This window comes from Bradyrhizobium australafricanum (assembly GCF_020329495.1).
Lineage (GTDB): Bacteria > Pseudomonadota > Alphaproteobacteria > Rhizobiales > Xanthobacteraceae > Bradyrhizobium > Bradyrhizobium australafricanum.
Genome location: NZ_JAGKJL010000064.1, coordinates 21972 through 45613 on the forward strand (window position 1 = coordinate 21972; position 23642 = coordinate 45613).

Annotated in this window: 27 protein-coding genes; 9 read left to right on the top strand and 18 right to left on the bottom strand. The window is 65.4% G+C overall.

Annotation, left to right across the window (positions count from 1 at the left end; translation table 11 throughout):
* Window positions 1-257: 257 nt before the first annotated feature.
* The gene (locus J6525_RS37290) at window positions 258-1265 is read left to right on the top strand and encodes a KpsF/GutQ family sugar-phosphate isomerase (RefSeq protein WP_092087532.1); all 1008 of its coding nucleotides are present in this window, start codon (window positions 258-260) and stop codon (window positions 1263-1265) included.
* Window positions 1266-1365: 100 nt separating this feature from the next.
* Here the strand turns inward: J6525_RS37290 and J6525_RS37295 are convergent, their stop codons facing one another.
* On the bottom strand, window positions 1366-1905 hold the full coding sequence (locus J6525_RS37295; RefSeq protein WP_225648371.1) for a carboxymuconolactone decarboxylase family protein: 540 nt from the start codon (window positions 1903-1905) through the stop codon (window positions 1366-1368).
* An 87-nt stretch (window positions 1906-1992) separates the two neighbouring features.
* On the opposite strand from J6525_RS37295, the gene J6525_RS37300 reads away from it, so the two are divergent.
* Window positions 1993-2328 carry a winged helix-turn-helix transcriptional regulator gene (locus tag J6525_RS37300; protein WP_225648372.1) on the top strand — a complete coding sequence of 112 codons (336 nt, stop codon included), beginning with the start codon at window positions 1993-1995 and terminating at the stop codon, window positions 2326-2328.
* A 189-nt stretch (window positions 2329-2517) separates the two neighbouring features.
* Here J6525_RS37300 and J6525_RS37305 read toward each other — a convergent pair whose 3' ends face one another.
* The 3 genes from J6525_RS37305 to hemH form a co-directional block, all read right to left on the bottom strand.
* Window positions 2518-2964, bottom strand: coding sequence for an NfeD family protein (locus J6525_RS37305; RefSeq protein ID WP_028332871.1), 447 nt, complete (start codon window positions 2962-2964; stop codon window positions 2518-2520).
* Between the two features lie 41 nt (window positions 2965-3005).
* On the bottom strand, window positions 3006-4010 hold the full coding sequence (locus tag J6525_RS37310) for an SPFH domain-containing protein (RefSeq protein WP_076827695.1): 1005 nt from the start codon (window positions 4008-4010) through the stop codon (window positions 3006-3008).
* Between the two features lie 183 nt (window positions 4011-4193).
* Entirely contained in the window at window positions 4194-5231 is a 1038-nt protein-coding gene (gene hemH / locus J6525_RS37315; protein WP_092087538.1) for a ferrochelatase, read from the bottom strand.
* Between the two features lie 114 nt (window positions 5232-5345).
* Between hemH and J6525_RS37320 the strand changes: the two genes are divergently transcribed.
* Window positions 5346-5744, top strand: coding sequence for an MAPEG family protein (locus J6525_RS37320; protein ID WP_016842609.1), 399 nt, complete (start codon window positions 5346-5348; stop codon window positions 5742-5744).
* Window positions 5745-5891: 147 nt separating this feature from the next.
* On the opposite strand, the gene J6525_RS37325 is transcribed toward J6525_RS37320, so the two are convergent.
* From J6525_RS37325 to J6525_RS37335, 3 genes are read right to left on the bottom strand one after another with little or no spacing between them, the layout of a single operon-like run.
* Window positions 5892-7007 (bottom strand): nickel/cobalt transporter, encoded by a 1116-nt coding sequence (locus J6525_RS37325; protein ID WP_176937086.1) that lies wholly within the window; start codon window positions 7005-7007, stop codon window positions 5892-5894.
* Window positions 7004-7642, bottom strand: a complete 639-nt coding sequence (locus J6525_RS37330; protein WP_225648381.1) for a DUF1007 family protein — start codon at window positions 7640-7642, stop codon at window positions 7004-7006. Before J6525_RS37330 ends, J6525_RS37325 begins: the two co-directional genes overlap by 4 nt.
* Before the next feature lie 13 nt (window positions 7643-7655).
* On the bottom strand, window positions 7656-9743 hold the full coding sequence (locus J6525_RS37335; RefSeq protein WP_225648373.1) for a M3 family metallopeptidase: 2088 nt from the start codon (window positions 9741-9743) through the stop codon (window positions 7656-7658).
* 130 nt (window positions 9744-9873) lie between these two features.
* Between J6525_RS37335 and J6525_RS37340 the strand changes: the two genes are divergently transcribed.
* Entirely contained in the window at window positions 9874-10134 is a 261-nt protein-coding gene (locus J6525_RS37340) for a hypothetical protein (protein WP_028332864.1), read from the top strand.
* A gap of 484 nt (window positions 10135-10618) precedes the next feature.
* Here J6525_RS37340 and J6525_RS37345 read toward each other — a convergent pair whose 3' ends face one another.
* The gene (locus J6525_RS37345) at window positions 10619-10807 is read right to left on the bottom strand and encodes a hypothetical protein (RefSeq protein WP_179077299.1); all 189 of its coding nucleotides are present in this window, start codon (window positions 10805-10807) and stop codon (window positions 10619-10621) included.
* Here J6525_RS37345 and J6525_RS37350 point away from each other — a divergent pair.
* The 5 genes from J6525_RS37350 to J6525_RS37370 all read left to right on the top strand — a co-directional run bounded on the left by J6525_RS37350 (window position 10806) and on the right by J6525_RS37370 (window position 14839).
* Window positions 10806-11948: a type III PLP-dependent enzyme gene (locus J6525_RS37350; RefSeq protein WP_057016239.1), complete on the top strand. Its 1143-nt coding sequence runs from the start codon at window positions 10806-10808 to the stop codon at window positions 11946-11948. The genes J6525_RS37345 and J6525_RS37350 overlap by 2 nt on opposite strands.
* Before the next feature lie 130 nt (window positions 11949-12078).
* Entirely contained in the window at window positions 12079-12696 is a 618-nt protein-coding gene (locus tag J6525_RS37355; protein ID WP_225648374.1) for a GNAT family N-acetyltransferase, read from the top strand.
* 11 nt (window positions 12697-12707) lie between these two features.
* Window positions 12708-12875: a hypothetical protein gene (locus J6525_RS37360; RefSeq protein WP_162832417.1), complete on the top strand. Its 168-nt coding sequence runs from the start codon at window positions 12708-12710 to the stop codon at window positions 12873-12875.
* Between the two features lie 91 nt (window positions 12876-12966).
* Window positions 12967-13356: a RidA family protein gene (locus J6525_RS37365; RefSeq protein WP_076827703.1), complete on the top strand. Its 390-nt coding sequence runs from the start codon at window positions 12967-12969 to the stop codon at window positions 13354-13356.
* A 40-nt stretch (window positions 13357-13396) separates the two neighbouring features.
* Entirely contained in the window at window positions 13397-14839 is a 1443-nt protein-coding gene (locus tag J6525_RS37370) for a homospermidine synthase (protein ID WP_225648375.1), read from the top strand.
* 130 nt (window positions 14840-14969) lie between these two features.
* Here the strand turns inward: J6525_RS37370 and J6525_RS37375 are convergent, their stop codons facing one another.
* The 10 genes from J6525_RS37375 to J6525_RS37420 form a co-directional block, all read right to left on the bottom strand.
* A complete protein-coding gene (locus J6525_RS37375; protein WP_076827705.1) occupies window positions 14970-15710 on the bottom strand; it encodes an acetoacetate decarboxylase in 741 nt (246 codons plus the stop codon).
* A gap of 119 nt (window positions 15711-15829) precedes the next feature.
* On the bottom strand, window positions 15830-16162 hold the full coding sequence (locus J6525_RS37380; protein ID WP_092087548.1) for a hypothetical protein: 333 nt from the start codon (window positions 16160-16162) through the stop codon (window positions 15830-15832).
* 81 nt (window positions 16163-16243) lie between these two features.
* The gene (locus J6525_RS37385; RefSeq protein WP_225648376.1) at window positions 16244-16960 is read right to left on the bottom strand and encodes an MgtC/SapB family protein; all 717 of its coding nucleotides are present in this window, start codon (window positions 16958-16960) and stop codon (window positions 16244-16246) included.
* A 98-nt stretch (window positions 16961-17058) separates the two neighbouring features.
* Entirely contained in the window at window positions 17059-18078 is a 1020-nt protein-coding gene (locus J6525_RS37390) for a WD40 repeat domain-containing protein (RefSeq protein WP_225648377.1), read from the bottom strand.
* Window positions 18078-19136 carry a CobW family GTP-binding protein gene (locus J6525_RS37395; RefSeq protein ID WP_057016235.1) on the bottom strand — a complete coding sequence of 353 codons (1059 nt, stop codon included), beginning with the start codon at window positions 19134-19136 and terminating at the stop codon, window positions 18078-18080. Before J6525_RS37395 ends, J6525_RS37390 begins: the two co-directional genes overlap by 1 nt.
* A 55-nt stretch (window positions 19137-19191) precedes the next feature.
* Window positions 19192-20064 carry a metal ABC transporter substrate-binding protein gene (locus J6525_RS37400; protein ID WP_225163850.1) on the bottom strand — a complete coding sequence of 291 codons (873 nt, stop codon included), beginning with the start codon at window positions 20062-20064 and terminating at the stop codon, window positions 19192-19194.
* Between the two features lie 5 nt (window positions 20065-20069).
* Entirely contained in the window at window positions 20070-20939 is an 870-nt protein-coding gene (locus tag J6525_RS37405) for a metal ABC transporter permease (protein WP_016842589.1), read from the bottom strand.
* Between the two features lie 5 nt (window positions 20940-20944).
* Complete coding sequence (locus J6525_RS37410) at window positions 20945-21700, bottom strand: metal ABC transporter ATP-binding protein (RefSeq protein ID WP_028332852.1); 756 nt, start codon at window positions 21698-21700, stop codon at window positions 20945-20947.
* Window positions 21701-21705: 5 nt separating this feature from the next.
* Window positions 21706-21897, bottom strand: coding sequence for a hypothetical protein (locus tag J6525_RS37415; protein WP_225648378.1), 192 nt, complete (start codon window positions 21895-21897; stop codon window positions 21706-21708).
* A gap of 1275 nt (window positions 21898-23172) precedes the next feature.
* Window positions 23173-23642 (bottom strand): LysR family substrate-binding domain-containing protein (locus J6525_RS37420; protein WP_225648379.1); only part of this gene is annotated, 470 nt, incomplete at its 5' end.

Here is a 23642-nt window from a genome sequence, read left to right on the forward strand (position 1 = left end):
CAGGGCATGGCAAAACCGCGCGGACGAGGCGTCCACGCCGGTCTTGGCCGCTTGCTGGCCGCCGCAACACGATGGAAAAACTCCAACGAATTCACATACTTGTCGGACGCACTCCGCCGGCGGCGGAAAACGTCGTTAATGGAGTTAAAACAATTATGGTTAATGAGCCGTTGAGGATCGGCCGCCGCGCGTCGCATCGCGGAATCGAACGTGCTAAGGGAGACGCCCGGGTGCAAAACCCTCCCTTGGAATCCTAAATGGCCAAACCGAAACCGCTGATGACCAAATCATCCGGCCCCGATGACGGCGCCGTTCAATCGGCGCTCCGCACCCTCGATGCCGAAGCAAGCGGCGTCGCAGCCATCTCCGCGGCACTGAAGTCCGACCTCGGCGCGCCGTTCGCGGCCGCGTCCGAATTGATCGGCAATGCCAAGGGACGGCTGATCGTCACCGGGCTCGGCAAGTCCGGCCATATCGGGCGCAAGATCGCCGCGACTTTTGCCTCGACCGGCACGCCGGCGTTCTTCGTGCACGCCGCCGAAGCGAGCCATGGCGATCTCGGCATGATCACGATCGATGACGTGATCCTGGCGCTGTCATGGTCCGGCGAGCAGCCGGAGATGCGCAACCTGATCGCCTATGCCGCCCGCTTCGGCATTCCGCTGATCGCGATGACGGCCGACAAGGACTCGACGCTGAGCAAGGCCGCCGACGTGCAGCTGACGCTGCCGAAGGCCCGCGAGGCCTGCCCGCACAATCTGGCGCCGACCACCTCCTCGCTGATGATGCTGGCGCTCGGCGATGCGCTGGCGATCGCGCTGCTCGAGGGCCGCGGTTTCACCTCGACCGATTTCAGCGTGCTGCATCCGGGCGGCAAGCTCGGCGCGCTCCTGAAATATGCCCGCGACCTGATGCATGGCGGCGACGCGCTGCCGCTGAAGCCGCTCGGCACCAAGATGTCGGATGCGCTGGTCGAGATGACCTCCAAGGGTTTTGGCTGCGTCGGCATCGTCGACCGCCACGGCCATCTCGTCGGCATCGTCACCGACGGCGATCTGCGCCGGCAGATGCGCCCCGACCTTTTGACGCTGTCGGTCGACGAGGTCATGACCAGGACGCCGAAGACGATCAGCCGCGATACGCTCGCCGGCGAAGTGCTGGAACTGCTCAACGCCTCGAAGATCACGACGCTGATCGTGACCGATGCGAAGAAGCCGGTCGGCATCATCCATCTGCACGATCTGCTGCGGGCGGGTGTGGCGTAGCGCAAGCTTCCCCCGTCATTGCGAGCGAAGCGAAGCAATCCATCTCTCCTCTTGCGGGAAATGGATTGCTTCGTCGCTTCGCTCCTCGCAATGACGATGATTACCTCGGAAACCGCGCCGCGGTTTCCTCCAGCGGCAGGGCCAGCGCGTTGGCGAGGTAGGAGACCGTGCGGTAGAAGCCGCACAACAGGATGATCTCCAGGATCTGGTCCTCATCGTAATGCGCCGACAGCGCCGCGAATTCCGCGTCATCCAGCGTCGCGCGGCCATGCAGCGCGTCGACTGCCGCGATCATCGCCTGTTCGGCCTGCGACCAGCAGCCGGCGTCGGCCGCACCGCGCACGGTGGCGTGGACCTGCTGCTCCGTCAGTTCGGCGGCCGCGCCGAACGCCGTGACGTGGACGCCCCATTCATATTCGCAGGCATTGAGCGCACAGGTGCGGTCGATCACGATCTCCCGCGCCCGCAAGGGAAGCGGCCCGCGGTCCAATAAGCTGCCGCCGCGAAACTTCTCCCAGGCGCGCGGATGGCCGGCCATCACGCGGAACAGTACCAGCGGTGGCTTGCCGCGCATGATGCGATCGAAATGCTGTTGAACGTCCACCAGATAGGGCGGATCGAGCGGCGCGAGGCGTGACATGGGCTGATCCCGTTGCTACATTTAATGTAGCGACATGCTACAATATCTGTAGCGACTCGCAAGAGGAATTCGAAAGGAATTCGCGACATGCCGAAGCAGAGCCCAGTCACAAGACCCGGCGTCCGCGGCTCGCGGACCGGCCGCCCGATCATGGCGCTGCTCGATCTATTGGGACGGCGCTGGACCTTGCGCATCATCTGGGAGCTGCGCGAGGGCGCGCTGACCTCGCGCGCGCTGCGCACGGCCTGCGACGAGGCCTCGCCGACGATCCTGCAGACGCGATTGACGGAGCTGCGCGAGGCCGGCTTCGTCGAGCTGACGGAGGATGGTTACGGCCTCACCGCGCTCGGCCGCGAGCTATTTGCGACATTCACGCCGCTCAACCGCTTCGCCGAGCGCTGGAGCAAGCAGGGCGGCAGCTAGACCTCGGCGGCCGTCAGTGTGTAGCCCGCATGAGCGGAGCGACATGCGGGACCGGTTTCCCCGGGTATCGCGGAGCCTGTCATCGGGCGCGCATGCGCGCGACCCGTTGGCTCACCCGGGCTACGGATTACTCGCCCGAAGCAGCATCCGACGCTCGGGGCCGAGTCGTCGTCGATGGCTCAGGCCAGACTAAGCGATCGCCACCGTCAGGCTTGCGCCGTCGGCGCGGACGACCTTCACCCGGCTGCCGGCCGGCGCATCGGGGCCGGCGACGCGCCACACCGTATCGTCGATCCGCACCGTGCCTGAACCGTCAACGATCGGCTTCTCCAGCGTGAATTCGCGGCCGACCAGGGCTTCGTTGCGGCGGTTGAGGAAGGGATTGGTCTTGCTTGCCGCCGTCGCGCCCTTCGCGAAATGCCGCCATGCCGGCACCGCCAGGGCGGCGAACACTGCGAACATCAAGAGCTGTATCTGCCAGGACGGCGTGAAGGCGAACGACAGCAGGCCGACCAGCAGTGCCGCGAGCCCGAGCCAGAACAGGAACACCCCGGGCGCCGCAAGCTCCAGCGCCATCAGGATGAAGCCGAAGATCAGCCAGTTCCAGGTACCCAATGTCGAAAACATCTCGGCCATGACGTGACCTCTACCATTGCGGGCGCGACGCCGTCACGCCCTCACCGCTGCGGCGGCACCGGAGGCGGCGCCGTCGGGCCGGCCGGCGGCACCGAGCCGCCACGCCGTGCTGCGGCCGTAGCGGACGCCGCACTCTCGCCGAAGGTGGCGCGGGCGATCTCGCCGATGCCGGCCAGAGAGCCGAGCACGCTCGAGGTTTCGATCGGCAGCATCAAGACCTTCTGGTTCGGCGATTCCGCGAGCTGGCCGAACGCCTTGATGTACTTGTCGGCGATGAAATAGTTCAGCGCGGCGACGTCGCCCTTGGCGATCGATTCCGACACCATCTGGGTCGCCTTGGCCTCGGCCTCGGCGAGCCGCTCGCGCGCCTCGGCATCGCGGAAGGCGGCCTCGCGGCGGCCCTCGGCCTGCAGGATCTGGCCCTGCTTGGCGCCCTCGGCGCGCAGGATTTCGGATTGCCGCTGGCCCTCGGCCTGCAAGATGTCGGCGCGCTTGACGCGCTCGGCCTTCATCTGCCGGCCCATCGCCTCGACGAGGTCGGCCGGCGGCACGATGTCCTTGATCTCGATGCGGTTGACCTTGACACCCCAGGGCGACACCGCGGCGTCGACCACGCGCAGCAGGCGTTCGTTGATCTCGTCGCGATGCGACAGCACCTGGTCGAGATCCATCGAGCCCATCACCGAGCGGATGTTGGTCATGGTCAGGACGGTGATCGCCTGGTTGAGATTGGCGACCTCGTAGCTCGCCTTGGCGGCATCGAACACCTGATAGAACGCGACGCCGTCCACCGTCACGGTGGCGTTGTCCTTGGTGATCACCTCCTGCTCGGGGATGTCGATCACCTGCTCCATCATGTTGATCTTGCGCCCGATGCGGTCGAAATACGGCACGATCAGATTGAGGCCGGGCGACAGCGTGCGGGTGTATTTGCCGAACCGCTCGATGGTCCAGTCAAAACCCTGCGGAACGGTCTTGATCCCGGCGAACAGCGTAACGATGACGAGAAGAACAAACGCGATCGCGAAAACGTCGAAGCCAGTCATAAAGTCCTCCAGGGCCGGCGAGACCGTCGCCAGTCACGGTCGTGCATTGGTCGGCAGGACCGCTCCGCCGGTTCAGCCGGCTGTTGTTCTCCCTAGCACATAGGAAGCTGCTGTCGGATGACCAGATGCCAACGAATGCCCGTGCCCGGTGTCACGGATCGTTAACAATCAAATCCAGCCTCCTTAGATCCAGCCTTGCAGCTCGCGCAGCACGAGCTGGCGGATCACGTCCATGCCGCCGTCACTGTCGTTGAGGCACGGGATTGCCGCAAACTGCTCGCCGCCATTGTGCCGGAAGATCTCGGCATTCTCCTGCGCGATCTCCTCCAGGGTCTCCAGGCAATCGGCGGAGAAGCCGGGCGTGACCACGGCAATGCGCCGCACGCCGTCCTTGGCCAGCTTCTCGACGGTCTTGTCGGTATAAGGCTGCAGCCACTCGGCCTTGCCGAAGCGCGACTGGAAGGTGAGGATCAGCTTGTCGGCATCGAGCCCGAGCCGCTTGCGCAGCGCATTGGTCGTGGCGATGCATTGCGCCTGATACGGATCGCCCTTGTCGACATATTCCTTCGGCATGCCGTGGAACGAGGCGACGATGATCTCGGGCTGGAACGGCAATGCCGCGAGATGCGCATTGATCGAGACCGCGAGCGCCTCGATGTAGTCGGGATCGTCGTAGTAAGGCGGCGTCACCCGCAGGATCGGCTGCGCGCGCATGCCGGCCAGCACGCGGAACGCCTCGTCGCAGACGGTCGCCGACGTCGCGGCGGAATATTGCGGATAAAGCGGCACCACCAGCAGCCGGCCGCAACCCTGCGCCGCCAGCGCCTCGATGCGCTGCTTGATCGAAGGGTTGCCGTAGCGCATCGCCCAGTCGACCACGACGTGGTCGTGATCGGCGATCGCCTCCGCCAGCTTGTCGGCCTGCGAGCGCGTGATGGTCTTCAGCGGCGACTCGTTCTTCTCGGTGTTCCAGATCTTCAGATAGTCGCGCGCCTTGCGGGCCGGACGGACCCGCAGGATGATGCCGTTGAGGATCAGCTTCCAGAGCAGGCCCTGATCCTCGATCACCCGTGGATCGGACAGGAATTCCTTGAGATAGACCCGCACGCCGGCGGCATCCGCCGTATCGGGCGTGCCGAGATTGACCAGCAGCACGCCGACGCGTTCCGGCTTCGGCGCCGCGGCAGACTTCGCGCTCTCGAAGGGGATCACCGTGCTCATGATGGCCTTGCGCTTGATATCCTTCGCCTGGGAGCTTTGGGCTTCGCGCGTTGCTCCAACCTTGTCAAGCCGAGTGCGGGTTGGCTACGTTCCCCTGCGGAATAAGGGGGAACCATGACGATCGCCGAATGGTGCGTCTTCGGGACGCTGATGCTCTCGCTGCTGACGATCGTGTCGGTGAAGTGGACCGGCTTCCGCAGCTTCGACAATGCCAGGCCGCGCGATCCCGACTTCTACGACGACCCGATCCGCTCGCGGGCGCTCGGCGCGCACCAGAACGGCATCGAGGCCTTCCCGTTCTTCGCCTTCGCCGTGCTGCTCGCCGAATTCCGCGTCGGCCCGCTGCGGCTGATCGACGAGCTCGCCGTGCTGTTCCTGATCGTGCGGATCGCTTACGTCTTCACCTATATCGGCAACCGCCCGACGCTGCGCTCGATCCTCTGGAGCATCGGATTTGCGATCAACATCGCGATCTTCCTGCTGCCGGCGATCAGAGGGTATCTGACGAGTTGAGTGCGAATCCGCTCCCCTCCCCGTCATCCTGAGGAGCGCGCCCTTGCGCGCGTCTCGAAGGATGCACGGCCCGGCTGGTGGCCGTCGATCCTTCGAGACGCCTGCTACGCAGGCTCCTCAGGATGACGGATAACCTGGAGTGGGACCCTACAAACACGTCGCGCGTTCGGCCGCGACGTAGCCGAACAGCAGCCCGAGCCCGAACAGCAGCACAAGGCCCGCGGCGGCGAACTCCAGGCCGCGCATGATGACCATGCCGCCGCCGTCGCGCGCCGCGCTCAGCCGCTCCGCCACGCCGCGCGCCGACACCGCGACCAGCGCGATCGCCGCCACCGTGATGGCGGTGCCGAGCCCCATCACGAAGGTCGCGGCAATGCCGGCCCAGAACAGGCCCTGCGCCAGCGCGAACACCAGCACCAGGATCGCGCCCGAGCAGGGCCGGATCCCGACCGTGAGGATCGCGCCGAGCCCCCGCCGCCAGCCGCCAGGACCGGCGAGCTCGGCCGGCGTCGGCCCGTGCGAATGGCCGCAATGCTCGTCATGGACGTGCTGCGCGTCATGCCCGTGATCGTGACCGTGATCATGATGATGCCCGTGATCGTCATGCGCGTGACGGTGATGGTGATCATGGCGGTGGTCGTGGTGATCGTGATCATGGTGGTCGTGATGATGCGCGCCGGCCATCGCCAGCGCCGGCCGCGGCGCCTGCAGGGCGCGGAAGAAGCTGCCGCCCTTGACCCAGACCAGCCGGGCGCCAAACGCCGCGATCAGCGCGTAGCTTGCGATCTCGATCGCCTTCTCCGCCCCGCACATGGTCTTCGCGGTCGCGTTGAGCAGCCAGGCACAGATGCCCACGATGAGAACGGCGACCACCGACTGCATGAGCGCCGAGGCGAACGACAGCGCGATGCCGCGCCGCGCGGTCTCGCGATTGGCGACCATGTAGGACGAGATCACCGCCTTGCCGTGGCCGGGGCCGGCGGCATGGAAAATCCCGTAGGCAAAGGAGATCGCAAGCAGGGTCCAGACCGCCGAACCGTCGGATTTCGCGGCGCGGATGGTCTGGGAGATCTCGCGGTAAAACTCCGACTGTTTCGCCAATAGCCAACCGACCAACCCGCCCTGCGGCTCCGCCGCGCGCGGCGCGCCGAACGGATTCTGTGCCAGCAGCGCATGAACGGCGCCATCGAGCAGCGCAAACGCCGTCAGTACGGCCGCGGACACGGCGAGGCCGCGCGTCATGCGCGAGACGATCGGCGTCATGGGCACTCCACCGAGACCTTGTTGGCGAACATCATGCCGAAATTGCCGTTGCCGCCGTCGAGAAAGGTCTGCTCGCCGAGCTTCTGCGCGGCGGCGGTGCCGTCGCTATTCGGCCGCTCGAACTGCATCTTGCAGTTCGCCGCGGCGCCGACCAGCTTGACCGGCTCCTTCTCGGCATACTGGAAGTCGATGAAATAGGTCGGGTCGAACACTTCGAGCGAGAGCTGCCTGGCCTTGAACGGCGTCTTCACCGGCAAGGTGAAGTGCAGCGTCAGCGCCGAATCCTTGTATTCGAGGAAATAGTCGACCGGCTCGGTGAACTTCTGCTTCTTGCCGTCGCCCTTGGCGAAGGTGAAGTAGGCGTATTCCTTCAGCGATTCGACATTGGTCTGCGCCAGCGGCGCCAGCTCCTCGCGGCTGTAGGCGCCCTTCACCTTGGTCTCGATGCCCTGCAGCGCGTAGGTCGAGAACATGTCGTCAAACGTCCAGGCGTGCCGGACCCCCGTGATGGTGCCGTCGGGCGCGTAGATCAGCTCGCTCCTGGCGACGATCCAGACATGCGGATGGGCCTCGGCGGCCGCCGTGCCGAGCACGACGGACACCGCAAGCACGAGCCAGCCGATCAGCCGGTTCAACGACGGCCGCACCTCAGGCCGCCTCAGGCGTTTCGAGCAGGCCGCGACGGCGCAGCAGCGCGTCCGGCTCGGGCTCGCGGCCGCGGAAGGCGACATAGGCCTCCTCCGGATCGCGCGAGCCGCCCGACGAATAGATGTCGTCATGCAGCCGCTTGGCGGTCGCGGGATCGAAGATGTCGCCGGCCTCCTCGAAGGCGCCGAAGGCGTCAGCATCCATCACCTCCGACCACATGTAGCTGTAGTAGCCGGAGGCATAGTGGTCGCCGGAGAAGATGTGGCCGAACTGCGTCGGCCGGTGCCGCAGCGAGATTTCGGCGGGCATGCCGATCTTCTCCAGCTCCTTCTGTTCGAAGGCGCGGACATCCCAGCTCGCCGCTGCCGGCTGGGTGTGGAATTCGAGGTCGATCAGCGCAGAGGAGACGAACTCCACGGTGGCAAAGCCCTGGTTGAACTTGCGCGCGGCAAGGAAGCGCTTGAGCAGGTCGTCCGGCAGTGCCTCCCCGGTCTGGTAGTGGCGGGCGAAGCGCTGCAGCACCTCGGGCCGCTCCTGCCAGTGCTCATAGAGCTGCGAGGGCAGCTCGACGAAGTCGGTGAACACGCTGGTTCCGGACAGTGACGGATAGGTCACGTTGGACAGCATGCCGTGCAGGCCATGGCCGAACTCGTGGAACAGGGTCCGCGCGTCGTCGGGCGACAGCAGCGACGGCGCGCCATCGGCGCCCTTGGCGAAGTTGCAGACATTGATGACCAGCGGCGCGACGTCGCCGTCGAGCTTCTGCTGGTCGCGCAGCGAGGTCATCCAAGCGCCGGAGCGCTTCGAGGGTCGCGCGAAGTAGTCGCCGTAGAACAGCGCCTTGTGCTGGCCGTCGCGGCCCCTGACCTCCCAGACCCGGACGTCCGGATGCCAGACCGGGATATCCTTGCGCTCCTCGAAGGTGACGCCGAACAGGCGGGTGGCGCAGTCGAACGCGGCCTCGATCATGTGGTCGAGCACCAGATAGGGCTTGATCGCGGAATCGTCGAAATTGGCGCGGCGCTGGCGCAGCTTCTCAGCGTAATAGCGCCAGTCCCAGGACGCCAGGGTGAAATTGCCGCCCTCCTCCGCGATCAGCGCCTGCAGCGCGTCGCGGTCGGCGAGCGCTCGGGCCCGCGCCGGCTTCCAGACCCGCTCCAGGAGGCCACGCACGGCCTCCGGCGTCTTCGCCATGGAATCCTCGAGGCGGTAGGCGGCGTAGGTCGGGAAGCCCAGGATCTTGGCGGTCTCCTCGCGGAGCCTGAGGATCTCCACGATGGTCGCGTTGTTGTCGTTGGCGTTGCCATTGTCGCCGCGCGCCGTGAAGGCCTTGTAGACCTTCTCGCGCAGGTCGCGCCGCGACGAGCTCTGCAGGAACGGCTCGACCGAGGAGCGCGACAGCGTCACGATCGCCTTGCCGGGCATGCCGCGCTCTTCCGCCGCAGCCTTGGCAGCCGCCACAAATGTGTCGGAGAGACCGGCGCGGTCGTCCTCGCCGAGCTCCATGGACCACTCCTGCTCGTCGCCGAGCAGATGGTGGCTGAACGAGGTGCCGAGATGGGCGAGGCGCTCGTTGATCTCGGCCATGCGGGCCTTTGCCGCATCGTCGAGGCCGGCGCCGGAGCGGCGGAAGCGGGTGTAGGTGCGTTCCAGCAGCCGCATCTGCTCGCGGGTCAGGCCGAGGGAGGCGCGCTTCTCGTGCAGCATGGCGATGCGGCCAAACAGCACAGCGTTCATCATGATCGGATTCCAGTGCCGCGCCATCCGGGGCGACACCTCCTTGTCGATCTCCAGGATCGCCGGGCTCGAATGCGCCGAGACCAGGTCGTAGAACACCGCCGAGACCTTCGACAGCAGTTTGCCGGAGCGCTCCAGCGCAGTGATGGTGTTGTCGAAGTCGGGCAGCGCCGGGTCGTGGGTGATCGCAGTCACTTCCGCGGAATGATCGGCGAAGGCCTGCTCGAAGGCGGGCAGGAAATGCTCCGGCTTGATCTCGGCGAACGGCGGCGTCTCGAGCGGCGTCTGCCATGCCTTCAGGAGGGGGTTGGCAAGAGCCTGAGCCTTGGCGTCTGCGCTGGTTTCTGACATCGAATGTCCCGTTTTTCGCCTTGAAAATGCTGCCCAATCTATATCACGCGATACGGCATTTTTGGGCCTTTTGCGCTTGATAGATGGGCACTTTTCGGAGAGATTGCGCCCCCTGAACAGGACCTATTTCATGACCATGCAGCCCTCCACCTCAGGCAACCGCACCATCGCCTGGCCAAGCGTCATCACCGTGATCTCGGCGGCGATCCTGATCGGCGCGGAAGTGTTCGGCGCGGCGTTCGCCGGCGGCTGGGCGCTCGCGATTCTGCTCGGGCTCGACGACGTCGCCGCGCACATCCTGCAGGCAGTGCTGTTCGGCATCGGCGTGCTGATCATGATCGCCTTCATCCGCGCAGCTCAGCGCGTCGAGCCGTTCACGCGTCGCGCGTGAGTTTGAGCGATTCAAGAAAGCACTGCGGCGCAAGGCTAAAACGCACACACGCTTCGTTAGTCATTCTTAACAGCCGTTCATCTTCAGCGTGTCCGACGCGTGCTGCGCGCGACATCGCAAGCACGCGTTAGGGAAATTTGCCGCTATCGCAAAAAAATTCTTGCGCCACGAAGTCAAAAGACTTATTTCCTGCCTTGCCCAATTTCGCACGTGCCTGTGGTCGTGTGTCAGTCGGTAGGTATCCGGACAAGAGGCCGGACAGCCGCCAAGGGGTGGAAGAACCGAGGGTCGCTTACGTCCATCAGGACACGAGGCGGCCAGCATCTCTCTCCAGGGATGCCGTTGAAGGTCTCACCACTCTTTGCAACCGTGACTGGCAGCCGGAGGCGAACCGGCGCACCCCGCTCTCAACGGGGGACGCGACTTAAAGCAACGACGGATCGGGCTTTTTTGGTCTCTACCGGCGGTCCAACGCCGGCCCGGGCTACTGAAAAGGCTTGTCCTTCATTGCCAGGTGATCGGGCGGGAAACTCTCCCAACCAATCCACGGCAGCACAGTCTGGTTTGAGTCTCTTGGCCTCAACGCGCCTCCATCGCGCGATGTGGCCGAAGCGCTCTTACCCGACGTCACGTTGATGCGGATCCCGTCGCTGGGGCCGTTGGAGAGTGCCATGACTGAACGTATCCAGGAATTCCTGCGCCACCGCCGCCAGGATGGACTCGACACCGAGCCGTGCCTCGTCGTCGACCTCGAAGTCGTGCGCGACAATTACCAGACCTTCGCCAAGGTGCTGCCGGACAGCCGCGTGTTCTACGCGGTGAAGGCCAATCCTGCGCCCGAAGTGCTGTCGCTGCTGGCCTCGCTCGGCTCCTGCTTCGACACCGCGACAGTTGCGGAGATCGAGATGGCGCTGGCCGCCGGTGCGACGCCGGACCGCATCTCCTATGGCAACACGATCAAGAAGGAGCGCGACATCGCGCGTGCCTTCGCGCTCGGCATTCGCCTGTTCGCGGTCGATTGCGCCGCCGAGGTCGAGAAGATCGCCCGCGCCGCCCCCGGCGCCAAGGTGTTCTGCCGCATCCTCTATGACTGCGCCGGCGCCGAGTGGCCGCTGTCGCGCAAGTTCGGCTGCGACCCGGAGATGGCGGTCGACGTGCTCGACCTCGCCAAGCGCCTGGGCCTGGAGCCGTGCGGCATCTCGTTCCATGTCGGCTCGCAGCAGCGCAAGGTGAAGGCGTGGGACCGCGCGCTCGCGATGGCGTCGACCGTGTTCCGTGACTGCGCCGAGCGCGGGATCAACCTCACCATGGTCAACATGGGCGGCGGCTTCCCGACCAAGTACCTCAAGGACGTTCCTCCGGTCCTGCAATATGGCCGGTCGATCTTCCGCGCGCTGCGCAAGCATTTCGGCAACCAGATTCCGGAGACGATCATCGAGCCGGGCCGCGGCATGGTCGGCAATGCTGGAATCATCGAGACCGAAGTCGTTCTGATCTCGAAGAAGAGCGACGAGGACGAGGTGCGCTGGGTCTATCTCGACATCGGCAAGTTCGGCGGTCTCGCCGAGACGATGGACGAGTCGATCCGCTACGCCATCCGCACCCCGCATGACGGGGCGGACATGACGCCGTGCGTGCTCGCGGGCCCGACCTGCGACAGCGCCGACGTGCTGTACGAGAAGCTGCCGTATCCGCTCCCGGTGACGCTCGAGATCGGCGACAAGCTGCTGATCGAAGGCACCGGCGCCTATACGTCGACCTACTCGTCGGTGGCGTTCAACGGCATTCCGCCGCTGAAGACCTACCACATCTGACCCGCCTCGTTTTCGAGGCCCGATAAACCGGGAGCCGGCCCCGCCGGCTCCTCCCCGATCATTTTTGATTTTCCTGAACGACGCTTGCCGCGGCGTACGACATGCCGTTGCAAGCGGGGACTGACGTGCCATGACTGCAAAACGGAACACCCCCGTTGCCCTCATCCGAGATGCCGCCCCGTTCGCGATCCGTGCGGAGCGTGGCTCGGACGTCGTCGCACGCGAAGCGCTGCTGGATGCCTGCTTTGGCTGTGATCGCCATACGCGCACCTGCCAGCGCCTGCGCGACGGACGCGCGCCCGCCGAAGGCCTGAGCCTTGCGGCCGTGCGCCAGGACGGCCGGCTGGTTGGAACCGTGCGGTTGTGGCACGTCAGCGCGGGGGGCCGCAGCGCGCTGATGCTGGGGCCGCTGGCAGTCGATGACGACTGCCGCGGCCTCGGCGTCGGCGCCGCGCTGATGCGGCGTGCGCTGGCGGTCGCCAAGACGCGCGGCCACGGCGCCGTGATCCTGCTTGGCGATGCGCCCTACTACGCCCGCTTCGGCTTCACCGCCGCCAAGACAAGCGAGCTGTCGCTGCCGGGCACGTTCGAGCGCGAGCGGCTGCTCGGCGTCGAGCTTGTCGCGGGCGCGCTGGACGGCGCCTGGGGCATGATCACGCCGACCGGCGCGCCGCTGCCCGAGGCCAAGGCATCGCGGATGCGGTCCCGGACCCGGAAGGCACCGCTCGCCGTGCCGCACGCGGCGTAAAGCGGGCCGCCATGTCGGAGCACCTTCCCATCACCGATGGCGCGCGCCCGCGTTGGCGCGGCCTCGTCACCACGGTCATGCTGATTCTGATCTCAGTGATGATCGTCAGGGATATCCTGGTCCGGCGCTGGACCGGCACGCCGCCATCGCCGCCGGACACCACGCTGCAGTCCCATTAGTGCCGGCCGCACCAGGCCTGAACCAAGGGGTTGCGCGGGCGCCAAAAATGCCCGTAAACCCCGCGCAAAGCCTTTTCAGTCGAGGTCCAACATGTCCCGCCGCCTGATTTCCACCGGCTCGCCCTTTGAGAAGACCGCCGGCTACAGCCGTGCCGTGATCGACGGCGACTTCGCCTTCGTCGCGGGAACCACGGGCTATGACTACGCCACGATGACCATGCCGGCAGATGTCACGAGCCAGTCACGGAACTGCTTCAAGACCATCGAGGCCGCCCTCAAGGAGGGAGGCTTTGCGATGGCCGACATCGTCCGCGCGACCTACTACCTCACCGACGCCCGTGACGTGGATGCCCATTTCGCGGTCTGTGGCGAGGTCCTCGGCGACATCCGCCCGGCCGCAACGATGCTGATCGTCGCGGGGCTCTACAAGCCCGAGATGAAGGTCGAGATCGAAGTCACCGCGAAGCGTCGCAACCCCTGATCCACTCTATCCGCCGCTAGGCACTCTCCTGGAGAAAATGATGAGCCCCGCCTCGCAGATCTACGCGAAGATCACAGGTCCCATTGTCATGATCGGCTTCGGCTCGATCGGCAAAGGCACGCTGCCTTTGATCGAGCGGCATCTCGATTACGACAAGTCGCGCGTCACCGTGATCGACCCCAAGGACGAGGGCCGCAAGGCGCATTGCGAGAAGCACAACGTCAAATTCATCCAGAAGGCCGTGACCAAGGACAATTATCGCGACCTGCTGAGCCCGCTGCTCACTGAAGGCGGCGGCCAGGGCTTTTGCGTCAATCTGTCGGTCGATACCGGCTCGACCGACATCATGGAGCTGTGCAACGAACTCGGCGCTCTCTACATCGACACCGTCAACGAGCCCTGGCTCGGCTTCTATTTCGATTCCTCGAAGGGCCCGGAAGCGCGCTCCAACTACGCGCTTCGCGAGGTGACGCTGGCCGCCAAGAAGGCGCGCCCCGCGGGCTCGACGACGGCCGTCTCCTGCTGTGGCGCCAATCCCGGCATGGTCTCGTTCTTCGTCAAGCAGGCGCTGCTCAATGTCGCCGCCGATCTGAAGCTCAATGCCCCGAAGCCGAAGACCAAGGCCGAATGGGCGGACTTGATGCGGCAGGCCGGTGTGAAGGGCATCCACATCGCCGAGCGCGACACCCAGCGCTCCAAGTCGCCGAAGGAGCCTGACGTCTTCGTCAACACCTGGTCGGTGGAAGGTTTCCTGTCGGAAGGCGTGCAGCCGTCCGAACTCGGCTGGGGCACCCATGAGAAATGGATGCCCGAGAATGCGCGCACCCACGAAGCCGGCTGCGGCGCCGCCATCTATCTGATGCAGCCCGGCGCCAACACGCGCGTGCGCACCTGGTGCCCGACCCGCGGCGCGCAGTATGGCTTCCTCGTCACCCACAACGAGTCGATCTCCATCGCCGATTACTTCACGGTGCGTGACGCATCGGGCACGGCGATCTATCGGCCGACCTGCCACTATGCCTATCACCCGGCCGACGACGCCGTGCTGTCGCTGCATGAAATGTTCGGCCGCGCAGCGAAGATGCAGGAAAAGCACCACATCCTCGATGAGAACGAGATCGTCGACGGCATCGACGAGCTCGGCGTGCTGCTGTTCGGCCATGACAACAATGCCTACTGGTACGGCTCGCAGCTCTCCATCGAGGAGACCCGCAAGCTCGCGCCCTATCAGAACGCCACCGGCCTGCAAGTGACCTCCGCCGTGCTCGGCGGCATGGTGTGGGCGCTGGAAAACCCGAACGAAGGTATCGTCGAGGCCGACGAGATGGACTTCGATCGTCTGCTGGAAATCCAGCTACCCTATCTCGGCCCCGTGAAGGGCTTCTACACCGACTGGACACCGCTGACGGATCGTCCGGGACTGTTTCCGGAAGATATCGACACCAGCGATCCCTGGCAGTTCAAGAATATTCTGGTGCGCTGACCCGAAAGGTCATCCCGGGATGCGCGCTTCGGCGCGCATACCCGGGATCTCGAGATGGCTGCGCGAGATTCTCCGGTGCGCGAGTGCGCACCGTTGTTCATCGCTGGCGCGATGCCCCGGAATGACTTCGTCACCTCGCCATGTAGTCGAACGCCACCGAGCCGAGGCCGAGCGTCAGGTCCGCCTTGAAATGCAGCGCCGAGACCACCTCGCGCACCGGCAGGCGGGCGACGTCGCATAGCGCGTGCGGAAACAGCCCAAGCGCGGCGGGACCGGTCCAGGCCTCCTTCAGCGTGATGTCTTCCAGATGAAACCGCACCAGCTCGCAGATCCGCGGGCTGCCGTCGACATGCGGGATGATTTTCAGAATGAAGTTCGGCGCCGTCATCGACTTCAGTACGGTGTCGTGATCAACCTTGCGGTGCTTGTAGCCCATGGTGGCGGAGGCGCAGAGCACCGAGCCGTAATGCAGCGAGCCGACCAGCACGTCGCTCTCGACCTCGATCCTGGGCTTTGCCAGCTTCTTCGGAAATCCCCACAGCTCGCGGCCGCCGGCGATCGGGCCTTCATCGTCGAGATACATTGCGTGGGTGTAGGCGCCCTCCTCACCCCTGAAGCGAACCGGGATCACCTGCCCGGTCTCGGTGTAGTCGCCGAAGCCGGTCGAGTCCGGCATGCGGATGAACTCGTACTTCACCACCGGCTCGGCGACCTCGAGCGGCTCCGGCACCACGGCGGCGAGCGCTTCCGGGTCGGTCTTATAGGTGATGATGAAATATTCGCGGTCGAAGAACCGGTAGGGCCCCGGCGGAAACGACGGGTTGGTAAGCGGCATCGAATAGGCGGTGCGCCGGACGTCCTCGATCTTCATGGCAGGCCCCATCTGTCGTTGGCGAGACGACAGATTATGGAGTGCGCCGGTGGCGGAGGCGAGACCGTATAATCGGCAGCGTCCGTCAAATCCGCGTCACAATGCGGGCCGCGGTGCGCTTACTTTTTCTCGATCGGCGGCGCGGTCTTCTCCGCGGGCGCGGGCGGCAGCACCGGCTTGGCGCCGGCCTTCCGTGCCTCATCGTCGGGACGCGCGGGCTGCGGCGCCGGCGTGGTCGGCCGCTCGCCGCCCGGCTTCGACTCGGCCGGCGGCGCCGTCTGCTGCGGCTCGGGCGTCGGCGTCGGTTGCAGCGGCTGGGTCGCCTGCGCGATCTCCTGCGGCGGAGCGGCATTGATCGCGTGCAGCGAAAGCACCGCGATCGCAACGCCCGCCGCCACCAGCGTCGAGGCGATCAGCATGTCGATTCGCAACCTGGTCCGATCCACAGCCATCTCGTTCACCTGCGCCTTGTCCGCGGGGTCAACGATCCCGCCACGGCATGGTTCCGAAGCGGTGCCTGCGGGAACCTCGGCTCAATCCATGGTGCTGACCTCCCAGGTCGCGTGCCGCACGCCGGGCTGATGCTGCAGGTCCACCACCACGGCATTCAACTCGTTGGGTTCGACCGCGGTCGAGACCAGCGTCGCCACGATCTCGAGGAAGTCGTCGCCGGCCTCGACCACGTCGACATCGGCCACCGGGTAGTTCGCTGCCTCCAGCTTCTCGACCAGGCGATCGCGCATGTCTGGCAGCGCTTCCGGGGTAACCGCGAGCTTGAAGTAGTAGGTCGCCTCCGAGGCCTTCTCGTTCAGCGGGATGCGGTTGATGGCGTTGACCAGCGGACGCAGCAGCGTGTTGCCGGCGATCACGAACACGGTCAGCGCCGCCGCCTGCGCCACGAGGTCGGCACCGGCGCAGGAGCCGACCGCGGCCGAGGCCCACAGCGTGGCCGCGGTGTTGAGGCCGCGCACATCCATGCCCTGCTTCATGATGACGCCGGCGCCGAGGAAGCCGATCCCCGACACCACATAGGCGATCACCCGCACCGCTTCGTCGGCGCCGGCCAGATGCATCGCGAGGTCGACGAAGGCGGCAGCGCCGACCGCGACCAGCACATTGGTGCGCAGACCCGCGGTGCGCTGTCGGTACTGCCGCTCAGCGCCGATCAGGGTGCCGAATACAAAGGCCGTGGTCAGGCTGACCAGCGTGTCGATGAAGTCGGCGAGCTGGAACGTGGTGAGAAATCGCATGACGCTGCGGCCCCGGCGCGAGCTTCGTCTTTTGACGCGTTTTCTTCACGCGAACCGGTACCCACTTCGCTCGAAAACGCTTCGTCTGCCGCGATTTCTTACATTTCCACGATGCCCGCGTCACCATCTTCCGTGCCGAAGGCGAGCAGCGTGCCCTTGGCATTCCATCCGAGCGCCGACACCGCCGTGCCGGCGTTCCGGCGCACCAGGATCTCGGCGCCGTCCTCGAGCCGGACCATCAGCACGGTGCCGTCGGCATAGCCGACCGCCATGATGTCGTTCTTCGGATGGCAGGCGACCACGGCGACCCGCGCCGGCATCGGCGCCAGCATCGCCGGCTCCTTGCCCATCGGGCCGTCCTTGCTGGTGAACGGCCAGACGATCACGGTATCGGCGCCCGAGGTCGCGAGCCCCTTGCCGCCGACGCTCCATGACATCGAGCGGACGCGGCCGGGATAGCCGCTCATCCGCATATGCCGGTTGTCGGCGAGCCGCCAGCCATGCATCGCGGGCTCGTGCATCGCGGTGACGAGGAATTTGTTGTCCGGGCTGAACATGACGGCGAGATGCGAGCCGGCCCATTCCAGAAACTCCGGATTGGCCGCCATGTTGGGAAACCACAAGGTCACGCCGTTGTAATGCGCGATCGCAAGCCGCAGGCCCTTCGGCGCAAAAGCAAGCCCGCCGACGGTCGACGGTACCTCGAAGGTTTTCTCCTCGCCCTTGGGATTGCGCACGAACGCGGTCTTGCCCGCCGACCACGCCAGCGTGCCGTCGCTGTGCAGGGCGACATTGTCGATCCAGCGCCGCTTGGCGTCGGTCGCAATGACAGCGGTCTCGCCCTTGGCGTCGATCGCGATCAGCTTGCCGTCGTCACCGCCGGTGACGAGCCGCTTGCCGTCGGAGGCGGCGCACAGGATGGCGCCGAAATGCGTCTGCGTCCGTGTGATCTCGCCGTCGGCGGTCGCGATCGCAACGCCCTCCTCGGCGCCGACGAAGAACGCGCGGTCGCCGAGGAAATGCACCGACCCCACCGCCGCGCCGAGCGGCAGCGGCTTGACGCGGTCGGTGATCGAAACGATGGAAGAAGGGGCCTCGCCCGGATCGAACTCTTTCATCACGTGGTGATGCACTGCTCGAAGCCGTCGCGGATTGCCTGCTCGGGCAGTTCGCGACCGATGAACACGACGCGGCTCTCGCGCTTCTCGCCGTCCTTCCATTTCCGCTGATGGTCGCCCTCCAGCATCATGTGGACGCCCTGGAACACATAGCGGTCGTCATCGCCGGTGAAAGCGAGGATGCCCTTCGAGCGCAGGATCTTCTGGCCCTCGGTGGCGACGAGCTGCTGCAGCCAGGGCATGAACTTGGTCGGGTCGAGCGGCTTCTCGGAACGCAGCGACAGCGATTGCATGTCCTCGTCGTGATAATGCTTCAACCCGCCATGGCCGTGGTCGTGATCATGGTGGTGATGATGATTATGGTCATGGTGATGATGATCGTGATCATGGTCGTGATCGTCGCCGGCCTCGAGGAAATCCGGCTCGATCTCCAGGATGCGGTCGAGATCGAACGCGCCGCGCTCCAGCACGTCGGTCAGCCCGACCTGGCAACGCTCGGTGCGGTGCAGCTTGGCATAGGGATTGATGCCGCGGATGCGGGCTTCGACCTCGGCGAGCTCGGGCTTGGAGACCAGGTCGGTCTTGTTCAGCACGATGACGTCGGCGAACGCGATCTGGTTCTTGGCTTCCGGCGCGTCCTTGAGGCGGTCGCTCAGCCATTTGGCATCGGCGACGGTCACGACCGCGTCGAGCCGGGCGTTCTTCTGCACGTCCTCGTCGACGAAGAAGGTCTGCGCGACCGGCGCCGGATCGGCAAGGCCGGTGGTCTCGACGATGATGGCGTCGAACTTGCCCTTGCGCTTCATCAGGCCGTCCATGATGCGGACGAGGTCGCCGCGCACCGTGCAGCACACGCAGCCATTGTTCATCTCGAACACTTCCTCATCGGCGCCGATGATGAGGTCGTTGTCGATGCCGATCTCGCCGAATTCGTTGACGATGACGGCGTATTTCTTGCCGTGGTTTTCCGACAGGATGCGGTTCAACAGCGTGGTCTTGCCGGCGCCGAGATAGCCCGTCAGCACGGTCACAGGAATTTTTTGCGAAGCTTCAGCCATAACAACTCCGAAGGAACTTGGGGCCGCGCTCAATCCAGACAGGGAGGCCCCTGCCCTACTCGGCGAGCGCGCTGGTCAGGGCCTTTATATTGTGCCTGACCATATCAATGTAAGTGGGTGCATCGCCCTTTTCGGCCGTCAAACCGTCCGAATACAGGGTGCCGCCGACCCGGGCGCCGGTCTCGGCCGCGATCCGCTCGATCAGGCGGGGATCGCTGATATTTTCGAGAAAAACTGCCGGAATTTTCGCAACCTTGATCTGGGCGATGATCGCGGCGATATCGCGCGCGCTGGGCTCGGAATCCGTGGACACGCTGAGTGGCGAGAAGAACGTGACGCCGTAGGCGTCGGCGAAATAGCCGAAAGCGCCATGGGTCGAGATCACCTTGCGCCGCGCCTCCGGCACTTTCGCCACCGCCTCATGCACCTCGCGGTCGAGCGCCTCGAGCTTGGCCAGATAGGCGTCGGCATTGGCCTTGAAGATGGCTGTGTGGTCGGGGGCCGCGGCGATCAGCCCGTCGCGAATATTGACGACGTAGATCTTCGCATTGGCCACGGATTGCCAGGCATGCGGATCGTCATGGCCGCCCATCTTTCGTGGCATGATCCCCTTGGTCGCCACCGCGACCGGCGCCTTGCTGCCCGAGGCCTGCAGCAGCCGCGGCATCCAGCCCTCGAAGCCGAGACCATTAATCACCACGAGCTTGGCGTCGGCGACCTTCTTGGCATCCGCCGGCGTCGGCGCGTAGACATGCGCGTCGCCGTCGGGCCCGACCAGCGCCGTCACGTCGACATTATTGCCGCCGACATTGCGCACCATGTCGGCGAGGATCGAGAAGCTCGCGACGACATTGATGCGCTCGGCGGCGCGCGCCGGTCCACTCGCCAGCAGCAGCGCCAGACCAATCAAACCGAACAATCGCCGCATCGTACTCACGCCTCGAGATGGCGGCCGGGAAACAGCTGCCGCACCAGGCCGCTGACATTACCGAACAGCAGCGACACAATATACAGCCCCGCCGCGACCAGGATGATCGCGGGGCCGGAGGGAATCCGGGTCTGGTACGACAGCACCAGTCCGGCATAGCCCGACAGCATCGCGCTCGCCACCGCGATGCAGATCATGGTGGTGATGTCGCGCGACCAGAACCGCGCAATGCCCGCGGGCAGGATCATCAGTCCGACGCCGAGCAGCGTGCCGAGCGCGTGGAAGCCGTTGACGAGGTTGACCACGACCAGCGCGAGGAAGGCGAGATGCGCCGGCGCGCCGGCCCGGCTCACGGTGCGCAGGAATACCGGATCGACGCATTCGATCACCAGCGGGCGATAGATCACCGCGAGCACCAAGAGCGTGAGGGTGGCGTTGAACGCGATCACCAGCAGCGTCTGGTCGTCCATCGCCAAGATGTTGCCGAACAGCACGTGCAGCAGGTCGATATTGGTGCCCTTGATCGAAACAATCGTGACGCCGAGCGCGAGCGAGACCAGATAGAAGGTCGCAAGCGAGGCGTCCTCCTTCAATTCGGTGGTGCGGGCGACGAGGCCGGCGAGCAGCGCCACGGCAAAGCCCGCGATCAGGCCGCCGGTCGTCATCGCGAACAGGTTGAGCCCGGACAGCAGGAAGCCGATCGCCGCCCCCGGCAGGATCGCATGCGCCATGGCGTCGCCGACCAGGCTCATCCGCCGCAGCATCAGGAACACGCCGATCGGCGCACCGCCGAGCGACAGCGCGATCACCGCCGCCAGCGCGCGGCGCATGAACTCGAATTCGGTGAAGGGCGTGACCAGCGCGTCGGATAGCATCGGCGTCAGGCGGCCCGCGAGCGTGGATCGGCGGCGCAGGCCGCGGCGCTATCGTCGAACGCCTCGCACATCCGCATTGCGACCATCAGATTATCAGCCGTCAGCGCCTCGGCGGTCGGTCCCCATTCGACCGGGCCGCGCGCCAGCAGCAGCGTCTCCGGGAAATTGTTGCGCACCATGTCGAGGTCATGCAGCGCCGCCAGCACGGTGCGCCCCTCGCCGTTCCACCGCTTCACCAGCGCCAGCAGGTCGGCGGTGGTCTTGGCGTCGATGGCGTTGAACGGCTCGTCGAGCACGATCAGCCGGGCGTCCTGCAACAGCACGCGCGCGAACAGCATGCGCTGGGTCTGGCCGCCGGACAGCGTGCCGATCGGGCGGTTCTCGAATCCGTTGAGGCCGACGGCGGCGAGCGCCGCCAAAATCTTCTCGCGCGCGGCCTTGCCGATGCCGCCGAAGAAGCCGGTGGAGCGCCACAACCCGGTGCCGACGAAATCGAACACCGAGATCGGGAAGCTGCGGTCGATGTCGGCAGATTGCGGCAGATAGGCGATGTCGCGATGATCCAGCCCGTCGAGATCGATCACGCCCGACAGCGGCTTGAGCACGCCGGCGATGCCGCGCAGCAGGGTCGACTTGCCGGCGCCGTTCGGGCCGATCACGGCGAGCAGCGCACCGGCCTCGACGGCGCCATTGAGATGATGCACCGCCGGGTGGCGGTCATAGCCGAGCGTGACGTCGCGGAAGGTAACAAGAGCAGCCACCGGTCTCACCTCATCGCCAGCCAGACGACAGCCCACAGGCAGGCAGAGACCGCGAGCGCCGCGAGCAGTCGGGCCGGCACCGGCATGCGCAGGATCGACCAGTGCGCGGCCTGCGCCGGATGCGCGTGCGGGGCGTGGCTGTGCCCGTGGGGGGCGTGGCCGTGATGGTGGTGCTCGTGGGTGTGCGTATGCGCCATGGAACGACTGTTATATTATAACATAACGCGAGTCTACAAACGAGGAACTCATGACCGACCCGCAAAACCGGGGAGATTTGAGCCGCGCCGGGAGAGTGACGTCCCGGTCGACAGCTTTGCCGGAAACCTGCCTGGATGGGAACCGTTGGCTACCTGCGCCGGAGCGAAGGCAGACCCGTGCGCAGTTCTCTCCGCGTCGTCCTGGCGAAGGCCGAGACAACGGCGAATCCGTGGTGCAGATTGCGAGGCCCGCCTGCGCGCCTCAAATTCAGTGTCGTCCCGGCGCAGGCCGGGACCCATACGCCGCGGCGGGTGTTGTTGACGGGACTCGTTATTCCAACGGTGCGTAACAATCGGCATTTGTGGTTATGGGTCCCGGCTTGCGCCGGGACGACACTGAGTGTGTGGAGCCGCGAGTAAGACAAACTTCTGCGCTCTCGCGATATGAATTGCCGAGCTTTGACTTTTCAATCCGCCCTCTCTTGAACTGAGGGCGCGGGAAAGCCGGGTGTCGATCGCCCCCATGGGCTCCGTGCGGGGACTTGACACGTTTTGCTGAGTTGTCCGTCGGCAAATCACCGATTGGCGTGGGGAAAATACCGGCGGAAGGCCTTCGGCGACGGAGAGGCTGCCTTTATGCGACCAGCACATAGACCAGCATGGCAGCGGTGATCGCCATCCAGACGAGCGAGAGGCGGAAATACAGCAGATCCCAATTCATGGGCGCGAGCGTACACGCCCGCGCTGACGCCAACCTTTCACCAGGTTAAGGCATCGCAGATTGATTCACTAAACACGCCAGCGGAATGGATTGGTGGTTGGCACGCCGAAAGACACTGCTCCGGCCCTCAATTTATGAACATGGCAATCGCCACGAGGATGACCGGGCTTAGCCCCATCAGCACGACAAACACGCTGTAAAGTAGGTTGCCCATAATGCCGCCCTACGTTGGAAGGGGAAGCTATGCCGGGAGGAACTCGGCAAGCCAGTGCAGTTTGTGCCAGCGGTGTTCGAGCTTTGGGAATTACCCAGTTATCTCAGGGACCTAGCTGGACATCCCCGTAACACTACGGGGGCGACACAGCTCAGGCAGAGAAAAGGGCGACGAGCGCCACCACCGCCAAAGCGGTAGCGACGCACCCTGCGATCATGACCCAGTCCTGACGCTTCGCCATGCCGGGCACGCTCATCCTGGCCAGCGCAGGTCGTGTTGACCTAGGTCAACCGGCCAAAATCATTCATCGGCCGTCGAGGCATCACGCAACGAGGCAGCCTCACGCCTCGCGCGCGTAACTCTTCAACCTTGCCTCAAGCACCGCGATCACCTGGTCGCGGACCGGATCGCGGGAGCCTTTCAGCCAGGCGGCGGCGAGCGGCAGCCGGCCGGCGCTGCTGCCGCGCTTCAGGCGGAGCGGCACAAAGCGGACGCCGGGGATCGCCATCCGCGCGGTCCAGCGCGGCACGATGGCGACGCCGAGCCTTGCTGCGACCATGTTGACGATGGTCTGCTTCTCGTCGGCGATCTCCTGGATACGCGGCGTCAGCCCGGCCTCGTCGAACAGTTTTGTCGTCAGATCGTGGCTGTGCGGCCGCGAGCGGCGTTCCGGCACGATCAGGGGCTGATCCGCGATGTCGGGCAGCACGATCTGCTTGCGCCGCGCCAGCGCGTGCTTGTGCGACAGCGCCACCACGGCGGTCTCCTGCAACAGCGGGACAAACTCGATACGGCGGTCGGGCCGCTCCG